Genomic DNA, 23,951 nt, shown 5'->3' on the forward strand with positions numbered 1-23,951 from the left:
AGGTGGCAGGCTGTTACTTCGCCTATGGTTCAAACATGAATCCCGCCCGGGTACGGGAGCGGGGCATCCGCTTCACCCATGCCGAGGGCGGCATCCTCACCGGGTACCGGCTGCTGTTCGACAAGACCTCGACTGCGCATCCGGGTGCCGGGCATGCCAATGTCGAACTGGCCCGCGATTCACACGTGGAAGGCGTGCTCTACTGGCTGGAGGCACCCGAAGAGATCATCAAAATGGATCGCTTCGAAAACACGCCGGTGAACTACAGTCGGGAAATGGTGGCGATCACTGCGAGAAATTCCGGGCAGGTGATCTGGAGCTGGACTTATTTTGCGAATCCTGCGGTGCGCGTGGCTGGACTCAAACCACCGCGAACTTATCTCGAACATCTGCTCGCCGGTCGATCCTACCTCTCTGCCGCCTATGTTGCCCTGCTGGCCGGGACGTCCTGTGAGGAGGACCGGTGACTGGCCTGACGGATCGCCAGATCGCCGGTTGCTTCAATGTCCACGACGGGCCCGTGCACGGGGTCCGACTGATCGGTGGCGCGGCGGAGCCCCTGTATCTGCCCGCAGGTCCTGCCACACCGGCGCTGATCCGCTACACACAGGATTATGCACGCAGTGCCCTGCACGAACTCGCACACTGGTGTCTGGCGGGTCGCGAACGCCGCAGCCAGATTGACTATGGCTACTGGTATCAGCCGCCACCACGCAGCCGGGTGCAGCAGGCACAGTTCATGGCCGCGGAAGTCCCGGTGCAGGCTCTGGAAAGTCTCTTTGCCCGGGCCTGCGGCCTGTCGTTCCGGGTCAGTGTCGATGACTTCGACATCACCACGGCTGAGGAAGCGGCTTTCTCCGAAGCTGTGGCCGAAAGAGCACGATGTCTGGAAGCGGGCGGACTGCCTCGGCGTGCGCAACAGCTCGGGCAACGCTTCGAACGCTTCAGAGAAAGTCTGGGGCCCCGGTGCACCACGGCAGCCGGCTTCCAGCGTTGAGCGGGAATCTCGATTGCGTGGTTGTCGGTGCCGGGGTCGTCGGGCTTGCCTGCGCAGCACACCTCGCCCGGGAGGGGCGGGATGTGGTGGTACTCGAGCGCCACAATCTGCCCGGTTCGGAAACCAGTTCCCGCAATTCCGAGGTCATCCATGCGGGCATTTATTACCCTGAGGGCTCACTCAAGGCGCGCCTGTGTGTGGAAGGCAAAGCGCGTCTTTACGAGTACTGTGAAAATCACGCCGTGCCGTTCCGGAATTGCGGAAAAATCATCGTCGCCGCGGATGAAACCCAGATCGGTGCGCTCGAAACCTATCAGCGTCAGGCCGAGGTCAACGGCGTGGGTCGGCTCGAGTGGCTCGATGCCGCCCAGGTACGCGCGATGGAGCCGGAAGTCAAAGCCGCCGCCGGGGTCTATTCCCCCACCACCGGGATCATTGACTCCCACGCGTACATGCTGAGCCTGCAGGGAGAGCTCGAGGCGCACGGGGGCATGATCGCCTTCGGTACTGCGGTTGAGTCTCTGGCGCTGAAGGATCACAGGATTCTCCTGCGGGCTGCGGGAGAAGAGCTCGGTGTAGCCACCCTGGTGATCTGCGCAGGGTTGTCTGCACCGGACCTCACCCGGCAACTTTTGCCCGACACGCCGCGTGCCTACTTCGCCCGGGGTCATTACTACAGCTACGCCGGCCGGCCGCCCTTCAGGCGGCTCGTCTATCCCATTGCCGAACCCGGCGGACTGGGTGTGCATGTCACGCTGGATCTGGCCGGGCAGGTCAAATTCGGTCCCGATGTGGAGTGGTGTGAGAACGTCGACTACCACTTCGACGACAGTCGTCGGGCCGGGTTCGAGAAAGCCATTCGCCGCTATTTTCCGGGACTGGACGCCCACCGGCTGCAACCGGACTATGTGGGTGTACGTCCGAAGATCAGTGGCCCGGGGCAGACGGCTGCCGACTTCCGCATCGACGGACCAATGGTGCATGGTGTGCCCGGGCTGGTGAGCCTGCTCGGTATCGAATCTCCAGGACTGACCGCATCCCTGGCGATCGCCCGCCATGTGAGTGCCCTGCTCGAGCAGCCGGCATGACGGGGCGAAGGCTCAGGTTCGGACTCATCGTCAATCCGGTGGCCGGAATCGGGGGTCCGGTGGGATTGAAGGGCAGCGATGGTTTGCAGACCCAGACAGCGGCGCGCGGCATGGGTGGTGAACCACGCTCGGCGGCGCGCACGTTGCGCACACTTGCGGCGATGGGCCCAGCAGCGGCCCGTGCCGACTGGTACAGCCCGGCCGGGGCGATGGGCGGGAACTGTCTGGAAGCGGCGGGCGTCGGCTACCAGCGGGTGGGGGTGACACCCGGGGTATCCGGGCCCGGGGACACCATTGTCAGCGCTCAGGCATTGTGCGCGGCCGGTGTCGATCTGCTTGTTTTCAGCGGCGGGGACGGCACGGCGCGGGACTTACTCGAGGCGGTTGGGGATCGGATGCCGGTGCTCGGCATTCCAGCCGGGGTAAAGATGCATTCCGGGGTGTTTGCGACCACGCCGGAGCGCACCGGCGAACTGCTGGTGCGGCTGCTGGAAGGCGGACTTGTCAGCGCCGTGCGCCGCGAAGTGCGCGATCTCGATGAGGAGGCCTTACGCCGCGGGGAACTGCGACCGCGCTATTTTGGCGAGCTGCGCGTGCCGGAACCCGGCGGATATCTCCAGCACACCAAGGAGCGCGGCCGGGAGAATGAATCACTCGCTGTCGGGGAGATCGCCGCCTACCTGTGCGAACTGATTACCGGGCAGTCCGACGCCGTTGTACTGGGTCCGGGCAGCACGCTCGCCGCCATCAAGACGGCACTGGGTTTTCAAGGCACGCTGCTCGGGTTTGATGTCTGGCGGGATGGTGTGGTCGAAGCCAGGGATGTCAACGCCGGCTGGCTGATGGACCACGTCGGGAAGGGCCAGGTGATTCTGAGTTTCACCCGGGGTCAGGGCTTCCTGATCGGGCGCGGCAACCAGCAACTGACACCGGAGTTTCTGCGTCGACTGGGTCGGGAAGCGCTGGTCGTGGTGGGTACCCGCTCGAAACTCGCCTCCCTGGATGGCAGACCGCTGCTCCTGGACACCAATGATCCCGTGCTCGATGCAGAGTTTTCCGGGCTCATCGAGATCATCGCAGGGTACGAGGACCGGCTTTTTTACCGGCTTGCCGGTCATGCGTGATTTTTCCGTCGTCCTCGACCGCTGCGCTGATCGACTGGCCGCAGGTGTGGCTGCGGATGCCGCGGTGCGACTCTTTCACGGTCGGGGTCACAGCTATCCCGGCTTCGACGATCTGACCGTCGACTACCTCGGCGGCCGTCTGCTCGTCAGCAGCTTCGGCGAGGACGCGGCAGGGGCTCGAGCGCTGACCCTGCAGCTCAGCGAACGCTTCCCCGACATCCTCGGTGCGGCGGTGCAGCTGCGCCGCGGTCGTGCCACCGTCGCCGAAGTGCTGTACGGAGAGATTCCGGACACCCTGGTGATACGGGAGGCCGGTCTTGAATTTCTGGTGCGCCCTCTGCGCAATCAGAACATCGGCCTGTTCCTCGATATGGCACCGACACGGGCCTGGGTGCGCACCCATGCGGGTGGACGCAAAGTGCTCAATCTGTTCGCCTATACCTGTGCTTTTTCCGTGGCGGCCCAGGCCGGAGGGGCAACACACGTCGTCAACAACGACATGAGTAAACCGTCGCTGGACTGGGGCCGTGAGAATCATGCGCGCAATGGTCAGGATCCCCGTACGGTGAGCATGCTGGCGTACAATCTCTTCAAGTCCTGGTGGAAGGTACGCAAGCTCGGGCCTTACGGGCTGATCATCATCGATCCCCCGACCTTCCAGAAAGGCAGCTTCGATGCCCGGCGGGACTACGCCGCGGTGCTGAAGCGACTGCCGGGCTTTGCAGACGGGCGGGCGGATGTCCTGGCCTGCCTGAACTCACCCTTTCTGGATGCGGATTTTCTGGAGAGCCAGATGGCGCGTCGCTGCCCGTCCTGTCGTTTCGTGGGGTACCTGCCGGTGAGCGAAGATTTTCCGGACCGGCAGCCTGAGCGGGGATTGAAGATCGGGCATTTCCGCTTCGATCGCTGAAAGTATTCAGTGTCCCGGTCGGGTCGACTGCTCGAGCAGGTTCAGCATGACGTTCCGGACCTGCAGGGAGGAACGGCTTTTCAGGGCAGCGCGCAAAACGCTGATGCGTGTCGATCGCTCGAGACGGACGGAGGGTGGCAGTGCATCGGTGGTTGTCGATGGCGCCGCAGCACCGCCGTCAGACGCGATCCCGGATTCCGGCGCACTCACGGATTCCGCTGAAAGTTCGGGGGCCGATGCGGACAGCAGAGTGAAGCACCGCCCGGTCAGCACAACCTGATCCAGGGCCTCCTGGCGAATGGTGTCCGCGTAGCGGATCAGCCCTTCCTCGGCGAGCCACAGCAGCGCATGGAAGCAGGCCAGATGCCGGTTGCCGTGCACGCCGAACTCATCCGGCTCCTGGGGACCACAGACGTCCTCCACGAACAGGGTGTGACGCCGCGGGAAGACGCTGTACAGAGTCACCAGTGCCCGGGCTGCGTCCTTGTAGAAATCATCGACGTTGATATCGCTCACTGCTGAGGGCGCCCCGGCGGCAGTTCAACTACTGACGATAGGTTCTCAGGAAGCGTTCGAGACGGCCGAGGGCTTCATCCAGATCTTCGATCCGGGGCAGGAAGACGATCCGGAAGTGATCGGGCTCGGACCAGTTGAAGCCGGTTCCCTGCACGATGAGCACTTTTTCCTGGCGCAGCAGATCGAGCGCGAACTGCTGATCGTTGCGGATATTGAAGCGGGCCGTATCGATTCTGGGAAACAGATAGAGCGCACCGGCAGGTTTCACACAGCTGATGCCGTCGATTTCGTTCAACCGCTCCCAGGCCCACACACGCTGATCGTAGAGCCGGCCGCCCGGATGCAGATATTCCTCGATACTCTGATAGCCGCCGAGCGCGGTCTGAATTGCATGCTGAGTCGGCACGTTCGGACACAGCCGCATCGAGGCGAGAATATCCAGTCCCTCCACATAATCGCGCGCGCGATGCTTGGCGCCGCTGACCACCATCCAGCCGGTCCGGAAGCCTGCGACCCGGTAGGTTTTCGACAGGCCGTTGAGCGTGATCACCAGCAGGTCTTCCGCGAGGGAGCCGAGCGGAATGTGACGGGCACCGTCATAGAGGATCTTGTCGTAAATCTCATCTGCGAAGACCACCAGATCCTGGCTGCGGGCAAGGTCCACGATGTCGTGCAGAACATCGGCACCATAGACGGCACCCGTGGGGTTGTTGGGGTTGATCACCACCACGGCCCGGGTACGCGGGCTGATCTTCGCTCGCATGTCTGCCATATCGGGTGCCCAGCCGGCCCCTTCGTCGCAGCGATAGTGCACGGGCGTGCCGCCCGCAAGTCGCACAGCTGCTGTCCACAATGGATAGTCGGGGGAAGGGATCAGCACCTCGTCACCATTGTCGAGCAGACCCTGCATGCTCATGACCACCAGCTCGGATACACCGTTGCCGATGTAGACATCGTCGACGTCCACATTGGGGATGCCGATCTGCTGGCAGTACTGCATGACGGCCTTACGGGCGCTGTAGATACCCTTGGAGTCCGAATAACCCTGGGATTCGGGAAGATGGTGAATCACATCCCGGAGAATTTCTTCGGGTGCCTCGAAGCCGAACGGGGCCGGGTTGCCGATATTGAGCTTCATCACCCGGTGGCCTTCTTCTTCGAGCCTGTGCGCTTCGGCCAGCACGGGTCCGCGAATGTCGTAACAGACATCATCGAGCTTGCGGGACTTCAGGATCACGTGGTCGCCCGGGGCCAGTTTCCGGGCCTCACGATGGCCGTGCGGTGCGCGCGGGGGATGCGGAGCGTGCTGTGAAAGGGGTGTAACTGTCTGATCAGCGCTCTTCGATTCCATTTCCTTCTCTGCCCGTCTGTCCGTACTTGAATGGTCGGCCGTTACGATGAATAGTAGCAGGCTCACTCCGGTCAGGCACCGGCCGCAAGCAGGGCCCGGCTGCGGTTCAGCGCGACCGCCGGAGACAGACTAACTGAAAGATTCGACTCGAAGAGAAATGACATGGCTAAAGTGACCAAAAGTGACGACCAGTGGCGTGAAGAGCTCGATCCCCAGGCATTCGAAGTCATGCGCTGTGCCGGGACTGAGCGGGCGTTTACCGGGGAGTACTGGGACACCAAGACGCCGGGACTGTATCGCTGCCGCGGCTGCGGAGAGCCACTGTTCGATTCCGGGACCAAGTACGACTCCGGCAGCGGCTGGCCGAGCTTTTACGCACCCGTGAATCCGCAGGCGGTCACCACTCAGGCGGATCACAGCATGATGATGGAGCGTACCGAGGTACTTTGTGCCGCCTGCGACGCCCATCTCGGCCACGTGTTTCCGGATGGACCGAAGCCGACGGGTCTGCGCTTCTGTATGAATTCAGCCTCACTCAGACTCGATCCGGCAGATAAGGCGGACGAGTAGAACGACCGACACTTTCAGACCGGTCGCAGCGCGAACGGCAGTTTTTTAACTCAACGGGAGAGACACCAGTGCATCCAGGAATCATTGCCGCACGGGAACCGGACAAGATCGCCTACACCATGGCGGAGTCCGGTGTGAACGTGACCTGCGGCGAACTCGAAGCAGCCGCGAACCAGGGCGCGCATCTGTTCCGGTCGCTGGGACTCAGGCGCGGCGACCACATCGCCATTCTGCTCGAAAATCATCCGCGCTATTTTCAGTTGTGCTGGGCGGCGCAACGATCCGGTCTCTATTACACGACCATCAGCTGGCGTCTCCAGCAGGCGGAAGTCGAATACATCGTCAACAACTGCGAAGCGAAGGTATTCATCACCTCTGCGGCGCGCCGCGAAGTGGTTACACCCCTGGTCGGCAGGATGCCGAATGTCATGCGCAGCTACATGATTGACGGGGAAGCGGCAGGATTCGAGTCCTGGGAAGCGGCCACCTCGAAGCTGCCGAAGACGCCGATCGCCGACCAGCAGGAAGGCATGGCGATGCTCTATTCATCCGGCACCACCGGCTATCCGAAGGGCGTAAAAAAGCCCCTGCCGGAAACCGGCTATGGGGAAGGGCTGGACATTAACCTGATGAGCGCCCTGTATGGAGCCGATGAGAATTCCATCTATCTGTCACCGGCACCGCTGTATCACGCGGCACCGCTGGCTTTCACGATGGGTCTGCTGCGGCACGGAGTACGGGTGGTGGTGATGGCGCATTTCGAGGCGGAGTTCGCGCTGCAGTGTATCGAGCGGTACCGGATCACCCACAGTCAGTGGGTACCAACCATGTTCGTGCGCATGTTGAAGCTGCCCGATGAGGTGCGGCTCAGGTACGATGTCTCTTCCCTGAAATGCGCGATACACGCCGCGGCACCCTGTCCGATTCCGGTAAAGGAGCAGATGATCGAGTGGTGGGGGCCGGTGATCTACGAATATTATGCCGGTACCGAAGGCAACGGGTTCGTGCAGCTGAACTCCGAAGAATGGCTCGCCCATAAAGGCTCGGTGGGTCGACCGCTGAACTGCGAACTGCACGTATGTGATGACGAATTCAACGAAGTGCCCATCGGCGAGTCCGGGACCATCTACTTCGGTGGTGGCGGAGAGTTCGAGTACTACAAGGACGATGAGAAGACCCGGGGATCGCGACATCCGAAGGGCTGGAGCACACTGGGCGACGTGGGCTATCTGGACGAAGACGGTTATCTCTACCTGACCGACCGCAAACATTTCATGATCATCTCAGGCGGGGTGAACATATACCCGCAGGAAGCGGAGAACGTGCTCATCACCCATCCTGCGGTGATCGATGTGGCGGTGTTCGGTGTGCCGAACGAAGAGTTCGGCGAAGAGGTCAAGGCGGTGGTGCAGCCCAGAGACATGTCTCTGGCGACCCCGGAACTCGCACTCGAACTGATGGATTACTGCCGGGAACAGCTATCCCACATGAAATGTCCGCGCTCGGTCGATTTCCGGGCGGAGCTGCCGCGTCACCCGACGGGCAAGCTCTACAAGCGACTGCTCAAGGACGAGTACTGGCAGAAGGCCTGACCGCCACCCGGAACGAATTGCGATACCAGGCCAAAAATCCCGGAAGGATTCACCCAGCGTGGCCGATGCCGATCAGACCTACTGCTCGCGGAGCAGATTGGCTGGTGCGTACTGATCGGTCAGCAGCCGGGCATCCTCGTTCCAGTCGATGCGGGTACTGAACTGCCGCGGGTAGCTGCCGATCCGCATGTCGTATGGCAGCAGCTTCGCCGACAGTGCGCGCGCACGCTCATCGAGCAGAGCGCGGTCGGGCAGTTCGCCCGTGGTGGCGATGATGATGCGGTTGGCGGAGGTATTTTCGGTGACGTTGAAGAACGGGCCGAAGACCGCCTGATAGGTCACCGATTCGTGATCATAGAGATCGCTGATGGCGAAGGTGTTAGCCACCACGACCCCGCCGGGTGAGAGCAGGTTGCGTGTTTCTTCCAGGTATTCCCGGGTCATCAGATGCTCGGGAATGTAATCGCCGTTGAAGGCATCGAGCAGGATCAGGTCGTAGTGTTCGCCCCGTGTAATTGCGCGCTTGGTGAAGACCCTGCCGTCCTGGAGCAGCACCCGCATGTGTTCCGTCTCCGCGAAACCGAAGTAGGTCTCCGCCACGGTTTTAACCGACGGGTCGATTTCCACGACATCGATCCTGGCTGACGGGTAAAGCTCGGCAAGTGCGACAGGGAGAGTGCCGCCACCCAGTCCGATGATGAGAATACGCTGCGGATCCGGGTTGAGCAGCAGTCCGGAGAGCATCATCTTCGCGTAGCCGAAGACAAGTTTGCGCGGATCTCTGCGATCGAGGCAGGACTGATTGCGCTGATCCTGCCGTACCGAGAACTGCAGGCAGATCAGCGAACCCTGCTGATCCACCAGAATGGTGCTGTACAGGGACCGTTCGCGATGAATGATGCGGGCTTCCGCCTGCATGGGCAGCACAGGCAGAAGGGCAAGCAGTATCAGCAGCAGACTGTGTCCCCGCCGCAGAACAGGTTTTTCCGCCGTGATCATGAGCGGCGCCCCGTTCCGGCAATCTGCGCCAGAATCGACATCGCCAGCAGGGTGCCGGCCAGTCCGAAAAGGATGGTGTTCATTTCCCACCAGAGCACAAAGTAAAACGAAGTGGCCAGAGTGCCCAGGGCACTGCCCATGGTGGACACGAAATACAGAAAGCCGGCGACCTGCCCGGAGGTGTGGGTGGAGCTCACCAGCAGACGGACCGAGTACGGGGAGATCATACCGAGGATGATGGTCGGGACGATGAAGAGCGCGCTTGCTGCCAGCAATGAGCCATAACGCGGATCCTCGATCCGTTCGAAGATCAGGATCATCACCTCCTCGCTGAAGTACACCAGCGGCGTGAGGAGCAGGGCGGCGGCGAGAAAGATGAGTGAAAAGCGTCGCATCGAAGGATGATTGAGCGACCAGCGACCGCCAAACAGATAGCCCAGCGCCAGTGACAGCATGAATACGGTGATGATGCTGCCCCAGACATAGATGCTGCTGCCGAAATAGGGCGCCAGCAGGCGTCCGCCGAGCAGCTCAAGGGACATGATCACAAACCCGCCCGTGAAGGCCAGGCAGTAGATTATCAGAGGCATATTGTTCAACTAATTCAATGGGTTAGATCGTAACACTGAGTCTGCTTACCACTATCTGACCACGGACTCAGGCCGAGGTTGCCGGATCAACCCGATGACGAGCAGGTCGGGGTACGTTTTCTTTTTTCGCGATCCGCGATCCGCGACCCGCGACCCGCTGCGGAAACGCGCGCCGGAGTGTACAAAGGGCTATATGCATTTAACAACATGGTTGTTGAGCTGACGCTGCTGCTTCGATCTAATGCCTCGGGTCCACATACACAGCGCCCCGCCGCAGCCATGTCCCAGAATCACTCCCCCGGCACCCAGCTGAGCCACCTCCAGCGTCTCGAAGCCGAGAGCATCCACATCATGCGCGAGGTACTCGCCGAGAGCGAGAATCCGGTGATGCTGTACTCCATCGGCAAGGATTCCTCGGTGATGCTGCATCTGGCGATGAAGGCCTTTTATCCGTCCCGACCGCCGTTCCCGCTGCTGCATGTGGACACCACCTGGAAGTTCCGGGAAATGATTGAATTCCGTGACCGTCTGGCGGCCGAGCTCGGCCTCGATCTGATCGTGCACATCAATCAGGACGGCGTGGCGGCCGGTGTCGGCCCTTTCACCCACGGAGCGTCGGTGCATACCGATGTGATGAAGACCCAGTCTTTGAAGCAGGCGCTCGACCGCTACGGTTTCGATGCCGCCTTCGGTGGTGCCCGCAGAGACGAGGAGAAGTCCCGGGCCAAGGAGCGTATTTTCTCCTTCCGCAACGCGCAGCATCGCTGGGATCCGAAGAATCAGCGGCCGGAACTGTGGCAGCTCTACAACGGGCGGGTGCGCAAAGGCGAATCGATCCGGGTGTTTCCCCTGTCGAACTGGACTGAACTCGACATATGGCAGTACATCCATCAGGAAAATATTCCCATCGTGCCTCTGTATTTCGCAAAGCCGCGACCGGTGGTGGCACGCGACGGCATGCTGATCATGGCGGACGATGATCGGCTGCCCCTGCAGCCGGGCGAGCAGCCGGAGATGCGGATGGTCCGCTTCCGTACGCTGGGGTGTTATCCGCTGACCGGCGCGGTGGCAAGCACCGCGGATACCCTCACCGGCATCATCGAGGAAATGCTGGTAGCCCGGACTTCCGAACGGCAGGGGCGGGCGATTGACCATGACACCGCTGCATCGATGGAGAAGAAAAAGCAGGAGGGCTACTTCTGATGGCTGCCCGGATCTCTGCAGACATTGAGACCTTCCTGACCGAGCAGGCCGCTAAATCCACTCTGCGATTTCTCACCTGTGGCAGTGTCGACGACGGCAAGAGTACGCTGATCGGTCGTCTCCTTTACGATGCGAAACAGATATTCGAAGACCAGCTCGCAACGCTGGAAGCGGACAGCCGCCGGATCGGTACCCAGGCTGGCGAAATCGACTTTGCACTGCTGGTCGATGGTCTGGCGGCGGAGCGTGAGCAGGGCATCACCATCGATGTCGCCTACCGGTTCTTCGCAACGGATCGCCGCAAATTCGTGGTTGCCGACACGCCGGGCCACGAGCAGTACACGCGCAACATGGCCACCGGCGCCTCTTCCGCCGAACTCGCGGTGATTCTGGTCGACGCCCGCAAAGGGGTGCTCACCCAGACCCGCCGCCACAGCTATATCGCCTCGCTGTTCGGTATTCGTGAGGTGGTGCTTGCCGTCAACAAGATGGATCTTGTGAACTACGACCAGACGCGCTTCGATGAGATCGTCGCCGACTACCGGGCATTCGCCGAGGGACTCGGCGCGCTCAACATCTGTGCGATTCCCATCTCGGCGCTGAAGGGCGAGAACGTCACGGTAGCCAGCGAGCACATGGCCTGGTATCAGGGACCGACGCTGCTCGAGCATCTCGAAACCGTGAATGTCTTTCAGGAAATCGAGCAGCAGCCGTTCCGCCTGCCGGTGCAGTGGGTCAATCGACCCAACTCGGAGTTTCGTGGCTTCAGTGGCACGGTTGCTTCGGGGCGGGTGGCACCCGGTGACAGTGTGCGCATACTGCCAGCGGGCACGGCAACCAGCGTGGCGCGGCTTGTGACCCGGGATGGCGACCTGGCCCAGGCAATCCCGGGTCAGGCGATCACTGTGGTGCTTGAAGACGAAGTGGATGTGAGCCGGGGTGATGTCATAGCCGCCGCCCAGTCGCCCTGTCAGACCTCGGATCAGTTCGCCGTGCATCTGCTGTGGATGCAGGAACAGCCCCTGTATCCGGGTCGGCAGTACTATCTGAAGTCCGGTGCCAGGACCGTGCCCTGCGTGGTTACCGAACTCAAGCACAAGGTGAACGTCAACACGCTGGAGACCCAGCCGGCTAAGCGCCTCGAACTGAATGAGATCGGTGTCGGCAACCTGAGTCTGAGTGATCGGATTCCATTCGATCCGTACTCGGAAAACCGCACCCTGGGCAGTTTCATTCTCATCGACCGCCAGAGTTTCGATACAGTGGGCGCGGGGCTGCTTGATTTTTCGTTGCGGCGCGCGGAAAACGTGCACTGGCAGGCGCTGAGTGTGGACAAGTCGCATCGCGCCCGGATCAAACATCAGCAGCCGTGCATCATCTGGCTCACAGGTCTGTCCGGGTCAGGCAAGTCGACGATCGCCAATCTGCTGGAAGCCCGCCTGCACGAAGCGCACCGTCACACCTACGTGCTCGATGGTGACAACGTCCGCCACGGATTGAACAGGGACCTCGGTTTCACCGAAGCAGACCGGGTGGAGAATATCCGCCGGGTCGGTGAAACGGCGAAGCTGATGGTGGATGCAGGTCTGATCACCATCGTGTCTTTCATTTCACCCTTCCGCAGCGAACGCCGCATGGTGCGTGAACTGGTTGGAGAGGATGAGTTTCTCGAAGTCTTCGTCGATACGCCCCTCGAAGTCTGTGAGCGAAGAGACCCGAAAGGCCTTTACCGTAAGGCGCGGGCGGGTGAGATCGCCAATTTCACCGGGATCGACTCGGAATATCAGGCACCGGAAGCCGCGGAACTTGTCCTCCACACCGAAGATGAGACGCCGGAGGCTTCCGTTGATCGGCTTGTCGAACTGCTGGAGGCCCGCGGCGTACTCAGCCTCTGACGCGCAGCGTCAGACGTCCGGCGGCAGGTGCCCGCTGTCAGCCCTTCAGCGCGCCGGTACCGCTTCGCAGGGATGACCGGCTTCTTTCCACGCCCGGAAGCCGCCGCCAACGTGGCAGGCGTTTTCCAGTCCCATCCGCTGCAGGGTCTGGGTAGTCAGCGCCGAGCGCCAGCCGCTCTGGCAGTAGAAGACGAAGCGCTTCTGCTCCCCGAATACGGGTTTGAAGTAAGGGCTCTCCGGGTCGACCCAGAACTCCAGCATGCCGCGTGGCGCATGAAATGCGCCCGGGATTTTGCCTTCCCGTTCGAGTTCCCGGGGATCCCGTATGTCGACGAACTGCACGGAATCGTCGTCGAGCCACGCCACAGCCTGATCGGGCGTCACGGTTGCTATTTCCGCCTCGGCGGCTTCCAGCAGTTTCCGGTATCCGGTGGTGATGGGCATCCTGATCTCCTTGGTCTGGCTTCGGCTCTTAAACGGGCCGTTCCCGGTGGACGGGGTTGGTTGCTGTTCTATGCTCAGGGCTTACCCGTGGCGTCACTTTCGACACTGTCTGGGCATCTGGCAGACGCGGTCGAGCCGCGAAAAACAGGTAAAAAAAGCTAAATAAAACAATGGGATGAATCCATATCTGTAATGTTGGCACGAAATCTGATGTGTTCCCTGCGACGTTGGCATGAGTATGAGCAGTACATGAACCACCGCACAGCCCCGAGCTATCCGGAACAGTTCACGACCACACCCGATCTTCTCCATGTGGTCATCCCCCGGGCGGAAATCGTCGCTGAGATGACCGTGCGCGGCGAGCACGAAACCCTCAACGATGTCTGCCTGGCGGTGGCCATGGTTGCCGATGTGATCGGCACGGCGCAGATGCTCGCAGCCGCGGAGTAGCCGGCGCTGCACCGGGGTCGGGATTCCCATCCCGCTCGGGATTCCATCCCGCTCGGGATTCCATCCCGCCTTTAGCGACCCTTCCAGTTCGGCGCGCGCTTTTCAGCGAACGCCCGGGGACCTTCCACGAAGTCCTCGCTCCTGACCATGGCTTTCACGCTGTCGTAGGGCTCGCGCATGGACTCTTCCAGCGAAGCGATGCTCAGCGATCTGTACACCACGTCTTTGCTGGCACGGATAGACAGGGGTGCACAGGCGCAGATGTCCGTGGCCCAGCGACGCGCAGCGTCGATCAGTTCATCGTGGGGTACCACTTCGTTGACGAAGCCCAGACTCAATCCCTCCGCAGCGGGCACATGGCGGCCGGTCAGAATCATTCCCAGAGCACGCTTGGAGCCGATCTGGCGGGGCAGTCGCTGCAGTCCGCCGGCCAGGGCAGCGAGACCTACTTTGGGCTCGGGCAGGGCAAAGGTGGCTCTGTCCGATGCGATGATCAGATCGCAGGAAAGGGCGATCTCGAAACCGCCGCCCATGGCCGCCCCGTTTACCGCTGCGATCACCGGTTTGGTCAGGTCGAAGCGTGAGGACAGACCGCCGAATCCACGCGGTGTGGGCACGCGTTCTCCCCCTTCCGCCTGGTAACGCAGGTCATTCCCGGCACTGAAGGCGCGGCCGCTGCCGGTGATGATGGCAACCCAGAGGTCATCGTCTGCAGCGAAATCATCGAAAACAGCACCCAGTTCGGCGTTCGCGGGCGGATGCAGGGCGTTCAGTCGATCGGGCCGGTTGAGTGTCACGGTCATGATGTGGTCGCGCTTGTCGACCAGACAGTATTCGGGCATGGCTCGTCTCCGTTGCGGTACCGGCAGAGAACCGGCTACAGATGTTGTGTCGAATTGAAGAAGTTAACGTAGGGCGACGGAGAAAGCACGAGTTCGGTGAGGCTGCAGTTGGCGAAGTGGTAGTCGATCCAGCGCGCGGGACTCGAATCGATAAGACTGCTCAGTGCAATCGCCAGGGCAGCACCATGACCCACCACCAGCACCTGGGCGTCTGTTTCATGCTGCTCGTGAATCTGCCGGATTGCCGCCACGATACGCTCTGCCACCTGGCTCAGCGACTCACCCCCGGGTGGTGCGAAGGCCGGATCTGCGATCGTCCGGCCGACGAAGTCGTGTTCGCTCGCGAGAACCTGAAAGGGTGTGCCTTCCCAGTCACCTATGGCGTACTCCCGGAGATCTTCGCAGACCAGAGGCTGCAGATCGAGACGGTGTCCGACCTGTTCCGCGGTTTGTCGGCAGCGCGCAAGCGGGCTGCTGTAGATCGCACTGAGTCCGGGATGATGTCTGGCGAGGTGTCGAGCCGTCCTCCGGGCCTGCAGTATTCCACGCCAGGTGAGCGCGCTGTCGGTCGAGCCGTGCCAGAGACCGCGCCGATTGGCGAGAATCTGACCATGGCGCAGAAGCAGGAGCGAGGCCATGGCTGGCCTCAGACCCGGATGTCGAGATATTGCCCGACCCGCGGGCCCGTTTCGGACAGGCGTCCCGCCAGCGGATAGGGTGAGGGTCTCGTGGTGCGGCGGCTGAAGCGCAGGCGCGGTGCGATGCTCTGGACCGGCACGACTTCCTGCCGGGACAATGCCGGAGCAATGACTGGCAGTCGGGTCGTCGTGTCGATGGCTTCAGTCCTCACTCTCGTGTGAGCGGACATTTTGTGCGAAATGGGTCACGCTTTGATAGTTCCGGCACGGCAATTTTGTGCCGCATTGGTAATTCGAATTCATGAGCACCTTGGAAAACGATGGATTCCTGACACGGGCCCCGGCGCGCGCGCCGGGTTTCCGACAGTTACAGCGGCGGCGACTGGCGTTCGCCGGCTGGCTGATCTCGCTGGCAGTTAGCGGCTGCTCGGCTGAGCGGGAATACCTTCGGCTGACCGGACCCACGATGGGGACCCGGTACCAGGTCACCGCCCGCTGTGATACGCCGGTGGCGGTCCTCAAGGCCGCGGTCACTGACGAACTCCTCGCCGTAAACGCGGCGATGTCCACCTACGACCCGGCGTCGGAGTTGTCGCGCTTCAACTCGAGTCCCCCCGGTGACTGGTTCCCGGTATCTGCGGAGCTTGCGGAGGTGGTGGCCGCGGCTGCCCGGGTCAGCGAGGAGAGTGGCGGTGCCTTTGATGTGACCGTGGGGCCCCTGGTAAATCTGTGGGGCTTCGGTCCGAAATCTGCTGCGCCGCAACCTGTTCCTGGTGCGGATGGTGCGGATGGTGCGGAAGGAACAGAAACGCCGGAAGGCGCCCGGGGTTCTGCGGCGGTGGTGCCGCCGGGACCCGATGCGGTTGCGGCCGCCCGTCGGCAGGTGGGTTACCGCTTTCTGTCCGTGCGGCCCGATCCGCCCGCCCTGCGCAAAGATCGGAGTCTGTACGTGGACCTGTCTGCCATCGCCAAGGGGCATGGCGTGGATCGGCTCACCGGGCTGCTGGATCGTTCCGGATGTACCGACTACCTGGTGGATGTGGGTGGCGAGGTGAGAGTGCTGGGGTCCAATCCCGGCGGCACGGCCTGGCGGATCGGTGTGGAAACCCCGGAAGCCGGACAGTGGGGCGGAGTGCAGAAGGTCCTGGTGCTGCATGATCGGGCGGTCGCCACCTCGGGTGACTACCGGAATTTTGTCGAGTTCGACCAGCATCGCTTCTCCCACACCATCGATCCCCGCACCGGGGCTCCGGTGGTCCATGGACTGGCCTCGGTGACGGTGATCCATGCCAGTGCCATGATGGCGGACGCCTATGCGACGGCACTCAACGTGCTCGGGCCGGTGGAGGCGCTCGCTTTCGCCGAAGCGCGCGCTCTTGCCGTTTATCTGCTGATCCATACCCAGGGGGGCTTCGAAGCGCGTTATACTCAGCCCATGTATGAATACCTCGTAGACGCCCAATGACCCTCGTACTCACCTTTGTCGCCATGCTGCTGCTGGTTGCCGGTATGGCCGTCGGCGTGATTTTCGGACGCCGGCCCATAGCCGGGAGCTGCGGTGGCATGAAAGCGCTCGGCCTGGACGTGGATTGCGAAGTCTGTGGCGGAGATCCGAACCGCTGCGACTCTGAACGTGGTGCTCCGACTGCCCGTAGTACGCGCCGTCGTACCGCACCGGTGCAGTACGATCCATCTGAGGACGCCGACACCCGCTGATCTGCGCCCGCCGGAATGTCGACTATGCTTAGTTGAAGCACCAGTCGAATCCAGACTTCATGATCCAAGCAAAGGGTGTAGATGCTGCCGCTCTGGCAGACATCGGTTCCCAACTCAGAGACGAAGTGGTGCAGGGCAGGATAGAGCTGCCCCTGCTCCCGCATGTCGCCGCCGAGGTGCTGTCCAGTTCGCTGGACGAGCGCTCGGATGCCGCCCGCCTGGCGGAACTGATTCAGCAGGATCAGGCACTGGCGACCCACGTCCTGCGGGTGGTCAATTCTCCCGCTTTCCGTGGAGCTATCGAGATCGTCGCGCTGCAGCAGGCCATCGCCCGACTCGGGATGGAGCGGATCCGGGAGATTGCCCTTTCTGCGTCGTTGAAAGGTGCGCTTTTCAGACCCGGTCATTTTCAGAGTCTGCTGGACGAAAACTGGCGCACCGGTCTGGCCGCGGGCCTGTGGGCGAAAGAGGTTGCCAGGGCCTGCCGGAAGAATGTGGAAATGGCTTATCTGTGCGGGCTGCTCCACAACATCGGCGTACCACTCATTCTGCATCGCCTCGGCGACCTCTGTAGTGGACTGGACCTTGCGCGGGTTGAGCCGCTGCTCAAAGAACTGGCTCCCCTGGCCGGTGAACGGCTCGCCATCGAATGGAAGCTGCCGGACCTCGTGCCCGTGACCATCGCTCATCTCGACCATTTCGAAACAGCCGGGGATGCGATGGATGCCGTGGCTGTTGCAGCGACCGGAGTCGCACTCGGACGCTGGATGTGCACTCGCACCATACTCATCAATGAGGTTATCGCGCTGCCTTCCACACAGCATCTGAACCTGTACCCGGAAGATGTGGAAAAGGTGCTGGAGAAGCTCGACAGCATCCGGGAATCGATGGAGTCCATGAGCCTTTAGACAGGCTCACCGCGGGCAGCGGTGCCGACGCCGGTGCTCCGGTGGAAACGGATTGAGGATGGTCCAGTGACAGCTTTCGATTTGTTCATTGTCGGCTCCGGCCCCGCCGGGCAGAAAGCGGCAATTCAGGCTGCCAAGGGTGGCCTGCGGGTGGCGGTCTGTGAACAGCTGCGCCAGGTCGGGGGTGCCTGTGTGCAGTTCGGCACGATCCCCAGTAAGGCCCTGCGCGAGCGGGCGATGTCCCAGGCCCAGGCACTGCGCCGGCTGGCGGGTATGGATATCGTGCTGCCTGCTGGCAGTGGTGGTGTGCAGGGTCTGATTGGTGAGATGACCGACGTGCTCAGCACCCACGATCAGTACATGCGCACTCAACTCAAGCGCAACGGCGTTGCGATCGTTCACGGGCGGGCGGGCTTCACCAGTCCGACCGAGTTGAACGTCCGGTTCGTGGACGGTCATTCGGAATCATTCCGTGCCGCGAATGTGCTGATCGCCAGCGGCTCGAAACCCCGACATCCTGCTCAGATCGCTGTGGATCATGAAGCCATCTATGACAGCGATTCGATCCTTTCGCTCGCCTATCTGCCGGAAAGTCTCGTGGTACTGGGTGGCGGTGTGATTGCCTGTGAATATGCGTCGATCTTCTCGTTACTCGGCGTGAAGGTGACCCTGGTGGACCGGTTTCCGCGCCCGCTGGGTTTCCTCGATGCGGATCTCACCAGTCGTTTTCTCGAAGCATTCGAAGCCGGCGGTGGCGAGTTTGTCGGTGAAGTTGAAGTGACCGGTTGTGGTGTCGACGCGCTGGGCGCGGTTGAAACTCAACTCGCCGACGGTCGGACTCTGCGCAGCGATAAACTGCTCTGTGCCCAGGGCCGGATAGCCCAGGTCCAGGGCCTGGGAATAGAAAACGCCGGATTGTCGCTCGATGCCCGCGGTCTGATCGAAGTGGATGCTTCAGGTCGAACTGCGGTCCCCAGCATCTATGCGGCGGGTGATGTAATCGGTCCGCCGTCTTTGGCGTCTGCCTCCATGGAGCAGGGTCGTCGGGTCGCCTGTGCTGTGCTGGGCATCGATCCGGGTCGCCAGGGAGACTGGATACCCACCGGCATCTATGCCGTGCCGGAACTTGCCTGTGTGGGTCTGACCGAAACTGCGGCCCGTGCGCAGGATCCTGACTGTGTGACCGGCATTGCGCACTTTGACGAGATTGCCCGGGGCCACATCGCCGAACAGACACGCGGACTGCTGAAGCTGGTCGTCGGCAGGGATCGGAAAATCCTGGGTATTCACATCGTCGGCGCCCAGGCAACGGAGCTGATCCATATCGGGCAGATGGGTCTCATACACGGCGCGAGCGTCGATACCTACATCGAAAACTGCTTCAACTTCCCGACCTACGGGGAAAGCTACCGGGTCGCCGCCCTGCAGGTGGCCGGTGCGCTGGATGCCGGACGGCGCACGGCGGCGTGACGATCCGTGCGGGCAGCCCGCAAGTCAAACAGCCGTACTCGGCCTCGCTACACGGCCCGGTACAGCAGGTCCTCGCCCACGCCTGCAAAACCCTTCCGAGATTTGTGGCTGTGCTTCGGTGCGTATGGCCGTCACCCGTGATATCAAGCGGCCCGTAGCTGCAGCGGCACGCTGGTGACAGCTGTGTGTCAGGCGGTAGATTGGGTGGAAATGACAAAACGGGTCAGTCGACGGCTCGCCGCTGGCGGGAGATCGAGGAACTGCACGCCCAGGTGATTGCCATCGCCGGTTGCAGACTGAATGGAAGAGACGGTGGCGCTGCCCGGGTGTCTGACGCCGGCCGCCGTGGTGCGACCGGTACACAGCAGATGAAACACGCCGGATGGACCCTGCGCCGGCAGGACCAGGTGTACGCCGATGAGGGTGCCGACCGGCAGTGGGCTGGGATGATTGAAAGCCATGCCTTCAGCGCTCAACTCGATGTCAACCGCCCTTGGAATCTGCCGCTCCACATCCTGCCGTACTGATCGTGCAATCAGGTCGAGTTTGTCGTCGAGCAGCCGCAGCACGGTGGTGACGGCAGGATCGCGAACGTCGTGCATCGCGCGCTCCAGTTGCCCATCCAGGGTCGCCAGCGACTGCTGGATCTCCAGATGGTGGGCGAGTCCCCAGCGGGTAATCAGATCCTTGAGTTCCTCTCTCGAGGCAAGGGGCTGCCACTGGAAAGGCAGCCGGGCCTGGACTCTCAGCGAGGCCCGTCGATCGTCCGGAGGGGGTGGCGATACTGACTTTGCAGCAGACATGTATAAAGTCTAGCAGCGACCGGCCAACCTGCCCGCAGGCCCGGGTCAGGCGAGACGGGCTGCTTGTGTCTACCCCCGCGGTCCGCGGTACCATGGGGCCTCGCCTGCAAGCAGTTTGCATTTTGATCAGATCCGTTGCCTTCGGTGTTGGCTGGCGCTATGCGTTTTCCCGCCGCAGTTCCATCTCTTTCATCAGCAGCGTGGCCCTGCTCGGGCTCGCGCTGAGTGTCGCTGTACTGGTTATCGTGGTTTCCGTGATTAACGGCTTCGAGCGGGAATTGCGTACCCGGCTGCTGGGACTGCTGCCCCATGTCACCCTGCAGGCCCGGGAAGCTCTGGTGGTGGACGCCGCCGACCTCGATGCATTGCGCACGATACCGGGCGTCGCTGGAGTCGCGTCATTCATTCAGGGAGCGGGGCTTGCCGCGGTGAGCGATCGGCAGAGTGGTGTGCTGATCGCTGGAATAGATCCGGATTCCTACGGGTCGGTTTCTGCGGTGTCGACTTTCACTGCGGGTGGAGTGCTCGAACCGGGCCGCTTTCAGGTCTGGCTTGGCAGTGGTGTGGCGAACGTTCTGCGGGTAGAGGTGGGCGACAGTGTCACCCTGGTATTACCTTCGGCGCTGATGACGCCTGCGGGGATCTTTCCGCGCCAGAAACGATTCAGTGTCAGCGCGATCATCAGTTCCCGTTCGGAAATCGATTCCCGGGCCGCCTATATCCATCAGGAGGATGCCCAGCGTCTGTTCCGACTCGGAGATCGGGTGCATGGCTTTCAGCTGAGACTGGACGATCTGTTCGACGCATCCGAAGTTGCTGCCGCTGCAGTGCATGTGATCGGTCCGGAGCGGGTCTTTTCCCGCACCTGGATGCGTACACACGGCACGCTCTATCACGCGATCGGTGTGCAGAAGACAACCATGTTCGTACTGCTGTCTTTTCTGGTCGCCGTCGCTGCGTTCAATCTGGTGTCGACACTTGTCATGGTTGTGGATCAGAGAGATGGAGATATCGCCATTCTCCGCACTCTGGGGTGCGACAGTGGCACCATTGTCTGGGCCTTTGTCCTGCTCGGTGTCTGTCTGGGTGTTGCCGGAATCGCACTCGGTATGCTTGTGGGCGTTGCCTGCGCTCTGTCTCTACCGGAGTTTTATGGGTGGATCAGCGCGACATTCTCCCTCGATCTGATGAATCAGTACTTTGTGAGCTATCTGCCCGTGCGGGTAATTCCCCAGGATCTGCTGGGTATCGCGGTCACCGCGCTGGTGCTCTGTGTGGCCGGCACGCTCTATCCAGCCTGGCGTGCGGCTCTGCTGCGGCCTTCCGAGGTGCTCGCGCATGAGTGATCTGACAGGGGTGGCAAGCGGGGCAGTGCTGATCGCCGATCGCCTCACCAAGACCTATTACCAGGGCCCGGATGCGGTGCCGGTATTGCGCGGTGCGAGTTTTGCTGTCACCGCGGGGGAACGGGTTGCCATCATCGGACGCTCCGGCTCGGGTAAGAGCACGCTGCTGCACCTGCTCGCCGGACTCGATGAACCGGACTCCGGCTGCGTGCTGGTTGCCGGACAGAATCTGACTCAAGCCGGACCGGCACAGCGGGCACGCATCCGCAATGCGCATATGGGATTCGTCTATCAGTTTCACCACCTTCTGCCGGAATTCTCCGCACTGGAAAACGTCGCCATGCCCCTGCGATTGGGGGGCATGAGCAACACTCAGGCCCAGCGCCTGGCCGCCGATCTGCTGGCCAGGGTGGGTCTGGCCGCACGGCTGTCACATCGACCGGCCGCGCTGTCCGGTGGCGAGCGGCAGCGGGTTGCGGTTGCCCGTGCGCTGGTCACGGAGCCTGCTGTTGTACTGGCGGACGAACCCACGGGAAATCTCGATCGGCAGAACGCGGAGCAGGTTTTCGCGCTCATGTACGAACTCTCAGACGAACGGGGTACCGGTTTCGTGATCGTGACCCACGATCAGGACATGCTGCAGGGGGTGCATCGGGTCCTGCAGATGCACGATGGGGTGGTCACTTGAGTGGTACCCGGATCGATTCAGTGGCCGTCAGTCTGGCTGCACGCTATCTGAAATCGCGTAAGCGCAAGTTTGCCGCCCTGATCACCTGGGTCTCGGTGGCGGGGATGTGCCTTGGCGTTCTGGTGCTCACCGTGGTCGTCAGTGTAATGAACGGTTTCGATGCCGAATTGAAGAGCCGGATTCTCGGTGTGGTGCCCCAGGTGCTCATCGAGGATGTGGCGACCACGGATGCACGCCTCGAGCAGGTCCGGTCAATGCCGGAAGTAGCGGATCTGTATGACTTCTTCGTCACCGCCGGCATGGTGACCCGGGGTGGTGCGGTGAATCCCATCTCAGTTTACGCCATAGACCCTCAGGCTCAGGCGGCGCTCGCGGTGTTACGCGAGCACATGATCGACGGATCGCTGGCAGATCTCTCCGGCGAAGGTCGAGGTATCGCCCTCGGCGCACCGCTGGCCGGCCACCTGGGATTGCTGCCGGGAGATGCGGTCGCGGTGATCCTGACGTCGCCGGAAGCGTCCGGACCGCGTCCGAGTCTGCATCGCTTCGAGCTTACGGCCACGTTCGAGATCGGCGCTGAACTGGATTACTCCCTGGCGGTGGTGGCGCTGGACGACATCGCGGCCATGGGGCTGGGTGCTGCGGGACAGTCGGGCGTGCGCCTGACCATCTCCAATCCGCTGCTTGCCGAAGGCGTGGCAGAACAGATCCGTACCCTGCAGCCCGAATGGCGGGTGCAGAGCTGGGCAGACTCCTATGGCGAGCTGTTTCAGGCCGTGCGCCTCGAGAAACTGCTGATGTTTCTCATCCTGCTGATGGTAGTTGCGGTTGCGGCATTCAATATCGTCTCCGGACAGATGATGGTGGTGACGGACAAACGCGCCGATATCGCCATACTGCGAACCATGGGGGCCTCGGCAAAGACGATCGGTCTGGCCTTTCTGCTGCAGGGGCTGCTGGTGTCCAGCGTCGGAATACTGCTCGGCCTGATCCTCGGAGTGCTTACAGCGAGTCAGATTTCAGAGATCGTGGCGCTGATGAAAGCCTGGTTCGATTTCGGTCTGCTCGATGGTACTTATTTCGTGGAAGTACCTTCCCTGGTCCGACTCGATGATCTGCTGACGATAGGGGTGCTTTCCTGGACTCTGTCTCTGATATCCGCGTGGCTGCCGGCGCGTCGAGCAGCCCGCCTGAATCCGGTGGAAGGACTGCACGCCTGACTCGCCGGATGGATCAGACGCCGTCCTGACCCTGTTTCGCCAGTCGTGCGGCTATCCTTCGCTCCTTGCGTTCCCGCCAGCGCGCGATCACATGAAAGCGCCAGCCCACCCGTACCAGCACGAAGCCGGTCACTCCGGCTACCCAGCCGCATACCAGTGAGCCGAACAGCAACGGATAGCCGATGTTGCCCAGATTTGCGCTGAGCCAGGCCCAGTCCAGGTGAATGCCGCTGACCTCCACCTCGCGATCCAGCAACCAGGCGCCGAGACGATAAGAGAAATAGAACATCGGCGGGATCGTGATGGGATTGGTGATCCACACCAGTGCCACCGACAGCGGCAGATTGCAGCGTGAGAAAATCGCCAGCAGCGCCGCGACGAGCATCTGGAATGGCATCGGCAGGAACGCGCAGAACAAACCGATGAACGCAGCGCCGGCGACCGAGCGGCGATGCAGGTGCCAGATTTCGGGATTTTTAAGCCAGCGGCTTACGGGTCGCAGGGCTGGATTGGCACTGACGTCCCGTGCACTGGGCAGGTACTTTCGTAAAAACGCTTTCGGCATGAGTGGATTATGCACGGTTGGACCAT

General features: G+C 61.9%; 27 protein-coding genes. 17 read left to right on the forward strand and 10 right to left on the reverse strand.

The features are described from left to right. The first annotated feature begins 2 nt into the window (after positions 1–2). From R3E82_04560 to R3E82_04580, 5 genes are read left to right on the forward strand one after another with little or no spacing between them, the layout of a single operon-like run. Positions 3–467: a gamma-glutamylcyclotransferase family protein gene (locus R3E82_04560; protein MEZ5550138.1), complete on the forward strand. Its 465-nt coding sequence runs from the start codon at positions 3–5 to the stop codon at positions 465–467. Beyond that, positions 464–997 (forward strand): elongation factor P hydroxylase, encoded by a 534-nt coding sequence (locus R3E82_04565; GenBank protein MEZ5550139.1) that lies wholly within the window; start codon positions 464–466, stop codon positions 995–997. Before R3E82_04560 ends, R3E82_04565 begins: the two co-directional genes overlap by 4 nt. After that, positions 994–2,085, forward strand: coding sequence for an NAD(P)/FAD-dependent oxidoreductase (locus R3E82_04570; GenBank protein ID MEZ5550140.1), 1,092 nt, complete (start codon positions 994–996; stop codon positions 2,083–2,085). Before R3E82_04565 ends, R3E82_04570 begins: the two co-directional genes overlap by 4 nt. Next, positions 2,082–3,209 carry an ATP-NAD kinase family protein gene (locus R3E82_04575; protein ID MEZ5550141.1) on the forward strand — a complete coding sequence of 376 codons (1,128 nt, stop codon included), beginning with the start codon at positions 2,082–2,084 and terminating at the stop codon, positions 3,207–3,209. Before R3E82_04570 ends, R3E82_04575 begins: the two co-directional genes overlap by 4 nt. Further along, positions 3,202–4,119, forward strand: a complete 918-nt coding sequence (locus R3E82_04580; protein MEZ5550142.1) for a class I SAM-dependent methyltransferase — start codon at positions 3,202–3,204, stop codon at positions 4,117–4,119. The genes R3E82_04575 and R3E82_04580 overlap by 8 nt, the downstream gene beginning before the upstream one ends. Positions 4,120–4,125: 6 nt before the next feature. Here R3E82_04580 and R3E82_04585 read toward each other — a convergent pair whose 3' ends face one another. Then, complete coding sequence (locus R3E82_04585) at positions 4,126–4,635, reverse strand: hypothetical protein (GenBank protein ID MEZ5550143.1); 510 nt, start codon at positions 4,633–4,635, stop codon at positions 4,126–4,128. 28 nt (positions 4,636–4,663) lie between these two features. After that, on the reverse strand, positions 4,664–5,986 hold the full coding sequence (locus R3E82_04590) for a pyridoxal phosphate-dependent aminotransferase (GenBank protein MEZ5550144.1): 1,323 nt from the start codon (positions 5,984–5,986) through the stop codon (positions 4,664–4,666). A gap of 162 nt (positions 5,987–6,148) precedes the next feature. Between R3E82_04590 and msrB the strand changes: the two genes are divergently transcribed. Then, positions 6,149–6,556 carry a peptide-methionine (R)-S-oxide reductase MsrB gene (gene msrB, locus R3E82_04595; GenBank protein ID MEZ5550145.1) on the forward strand — a complete coding sequence of 136 codons (408 nt, stop codon included), beginning with the start codon at positions 6,149–6,151 and terminating at the stop codon, positions 6,554–6,556. Between the two features lie 68 nt (positions 6,557–6,624). Next, positions 6,625–8,148, forward strand: a complete 1,524-nt coding sequence (locus tag R3E82_04600; GenBank protein MEZ5550146.1) for an AMP-binding protein — start codon at positions 6,625–6,627, stop codon at positions 8,146–8,148. Positions 8,149–8,226: 78 nt separating this feature from the next. Here R3E82_04600 and R3E82_04605 read toward each other — a convergent pair whose 3' ends face one another. Continuing rightward, positions 8,227–9,147 (reverse strand): fused MFS/spermidine synthase, encoded by a 921-nt coding sequence (locus tag R3E82_04605; GenBank protein ID MEZ5550147.1) that lies wholly within the window; start codon positions 9,145–9,147, stop codon positions 8,227–8,229. Next, positions 9,144–9,737: a fused MFS/spermidine synthase gene (locus R3E82_04610; protein ID MEZ5550148.1), complete on the reverse strand. Its 594-nt coding sequence runs from the start codon at positions 9,735–9,737 to the stop codon at positions 9,144–9,146. Before R3E82_04610 ends, R3E82_04605 begins: the two co-directional genes overlap by 4 nt. 279 nt (positions 9,738–10,016) lie before the next feature. Here R3E82_04610 and cysD point away from each other — a divergent pair, with 279 nt between their 5' ends. Continuing rightward, positions 10,017–10,940, forward strand: coding sequence for a sulfate adenylyltransferase subunit CysD (cysD, locus tag R3E82_04615; GenBank protein MEZ5550149.1), 924 nt, complete (start codon positions 10,017–10,019; stop codon positions 10,938–10,940). Further along, on the forward strand, positions 10,940–12,835 hold the full coding sequence (gene cysN, locus R3E82_04620) for a sulfate adenylyltransferase subunit CysN (GenBank protein ID MEZ5550150.1): 1,896 nt from the start codon (positions 10,940–10,942) through the stop codon (positions 12,833–12,835). The genes cysD and cysN overlap by 1 nt, the downstream gene beginning before the upstream one ends. A 45-nt stretch (positions 12,836–12,880) precedes the next feature. Here cysN and R3E82_04625 read toward each other — a convergent pair whose 3' ends face one another. After that, positions 12,881–13,279, reverse strand: a complete 399-nt coding sequence (locus tag R3E82_04625) for a rhodanese-like domain-containing protein (protein MEZ5550151.1) — start codon at positions 13,277–13,279, stop codon at positions 12,881–12,883. Positions 13,280–13,528: 249 nt separating this feature from the next. Here R3E82_04625 and R3E82_04630 point away from each other — a divergent pair, with 249 nt between their 5' ends. Further along, positions 13,529–13,729, forward strand: a complete 201-nt coding sequence (locus R3E82_04630) for a hypothetical protein (GenBank protein ID MEZ5550152.1) — start codon at positions 13,529–13,531, stop codon at positions 13,727–13,729. Between the two features lie 71 nt (positions 13,730–13,800). Here R3E82_04630 and R3E82_04635 read toward each other — a convergent pair whose 3' ends face one another. From R3E82_04635 to R3E82_04645, 3 genes are read right to left on the reverse strand one after another with little or no spacing between them, the layout of a single operon-like run. After that, a complete protein-coding gene (locus R3E82_04635) occupies positions 13,801–14,571 on the reverse strand; it encodes an enoyl-CoA hydratase-related protein (GenBank protein MEZ5550153.1) in 771 nt (256 codons plus the stop codon). Positions 14,572–14,606: 35 nt separating this feature from the next. Next, complete coding sequence (locus R3E82_04640; GenBank protein MEZ5550154.1) at positions 14,607–15,209, reverse strand: histidine phosphatase family protein; 603 nt, start codon at positions 15,207–15,209, stop codon at positions 14,607–14,609. A gap of 8 nt (positions 15,210–15,217) precedes the next feature. After that, on the reverse strand, positions 15,218–15,421 hold the full coding sequence (locus tag R3E82_04645) for a hypothetical protein (GenBank protein MEZ5550155.1): 204 nt from the start codon (positions 15,419–15,421) through the stop codon (positions 15,218–15,220). An 89-nt stretch (positions 15,422–15,510) separates the two neighbouring features. Between R3E82_04645 and R3E82_04650 the strand changes: the two genes are divergently transcribed. The 4 genes from R3E82_04650 to sthA all read left to right on the forward strand — a co-directional run bounded on the left by R3E82_04650 (position 15,511) and on the right by sthA (position 19,303). After that, positions 15,511–16,674 carry an FAD:protein FMN transferase gene (locus R3E82_04650; protein ID MEZ5550156.1) on the forward strand — a complete coding sequence of 388 codons (1,164 nt, stop codon included), beginning with the start codon at positions 15,511–15,513 and terminating at the stop codon, positions 16,672–16,674. After that, a complete protein-coding gene (nqrM, locus tag R3E82_04655; protein ID MEZ5550157.1) occupies positions 16,671–16,925 on the forward strand; it encodes a (Na+)-NQR maturation NqrM in 255 nt (84 codons plus the stop codon). Before R3E82_04650 ends, nqrM begins: the two co-directional genes overlap by 4 nt. A gap of 59 nt (positions 16,926–16,984) precedes the next feature. Then, the gene (locus R3E82_04660; GenBank protein ID MEZ5550158.1) at positions 16,985–17,833 is read left to right on the forward strand and encodes an HDOD domain-containing protein; all 849 of its coding nucleotides are present in this window, start codon (positions 16,985–16,987) and stop codon (positions 17,831–17,833) included. A gap of 66 nt (positions 17,834–17,899) precedes the next feature. After that, entirely contained in the window at positions 17,900–19,303 is a 1,404-nt protein-coding gene (gene sthA / locus R3E82_04665; protein ID MEZ5550159.1) for a Si-specific NAD(P)(+) transhydrogenase, read from the forward strand. A gap of 188 nt (positions 19,304–19,491) precedes the next feature. Here sthA and R3E82_04670 read toward each other — a convergent pair whose 3' ends face one another. Next, positions 19,492–20,106 carry a PilZ domain-containing protein gene (locus R3E82_04670; protein ID MEZ5550160.1) on the reverse strand — a complete coding sequence of 205 codons (615 nt, stop codon included), beginning with the start codon at positions 20,104–20,106 and terminating at the stop codon, positions 19,492–19,494. A 122-nt stretch (positions 20,107–20,228) separates the two neighbouring features. Between R3E82_04670 and R3E82_04675 the strand changes: the two genes are divergently transcribed. The 3 genes from R3E82_04675 to R3E82_04685 are packed head-to-tail and all read left to right on the forward strand — an operon-like array spanning position 20,229 to position 23,360. Beyond that, positions 20,229–21,452 (forward strand): lipoprotein-releasing ABC transporter permease subunit, encoded by a 1,224-nt coding sequence (locus R3E82_04675; protein ID MEZ5550161.1) that lies wholly within the window; start codon positions 20,229–20,231, stop codon positions 21,450–21,452. Next, positions 21,445–22,140, forward strand: coding sequence for an ABC transporter ATP-binding protein (locus R3E82_04680; GenBank protein ID MEZ5550162.1), 696 nt, complete (start codon positions 21,445–21,447; stop codon positions 22,138–22,140). Before R3E82_04675 ends, R3E82_04680 begins: the two co-directional genes overlap by 8 nt. 20 nt (positions 22,141–22,160) lie before the next feature. Further along, on the forward strand, positions 22,161–23,360 hold the full coding sequence (locus tag R3E82_04685; GenBank protein ID MEZ5550163.1) for an FtsX-like permease family protein: 1,200 nt from the start codon (positions 22,161–22,163) through the stop codon (positions 23,358–23,360). Positions 23,361–23,373: 13 nt separating this feature from the next. Here the strand turns inward: R3E82_04685 and R3E82_04690 are convergent, their stop codons facing one another. After that, a complete protein-coding gene (locus tag R3E82_04690) occupies positions 23,374–23,925 on the reverse strand; it encodes a DUF2062 domain-containing protein (protein MEZ5550164.1) in 552 nt (183 codons plus the stop codon). Positions 23,926–23,951 lie beyond the last annotated feature (26 nt).

It is taken from the genome of Pseudomonadales bacterium (assembly GCA_041395945.1).
Classification (GTDB): Bacteria; Pseudomonadota; Gammaproteobacteria; order Pseudomonadales; family Azotimanducaceae; genus SZUA-309.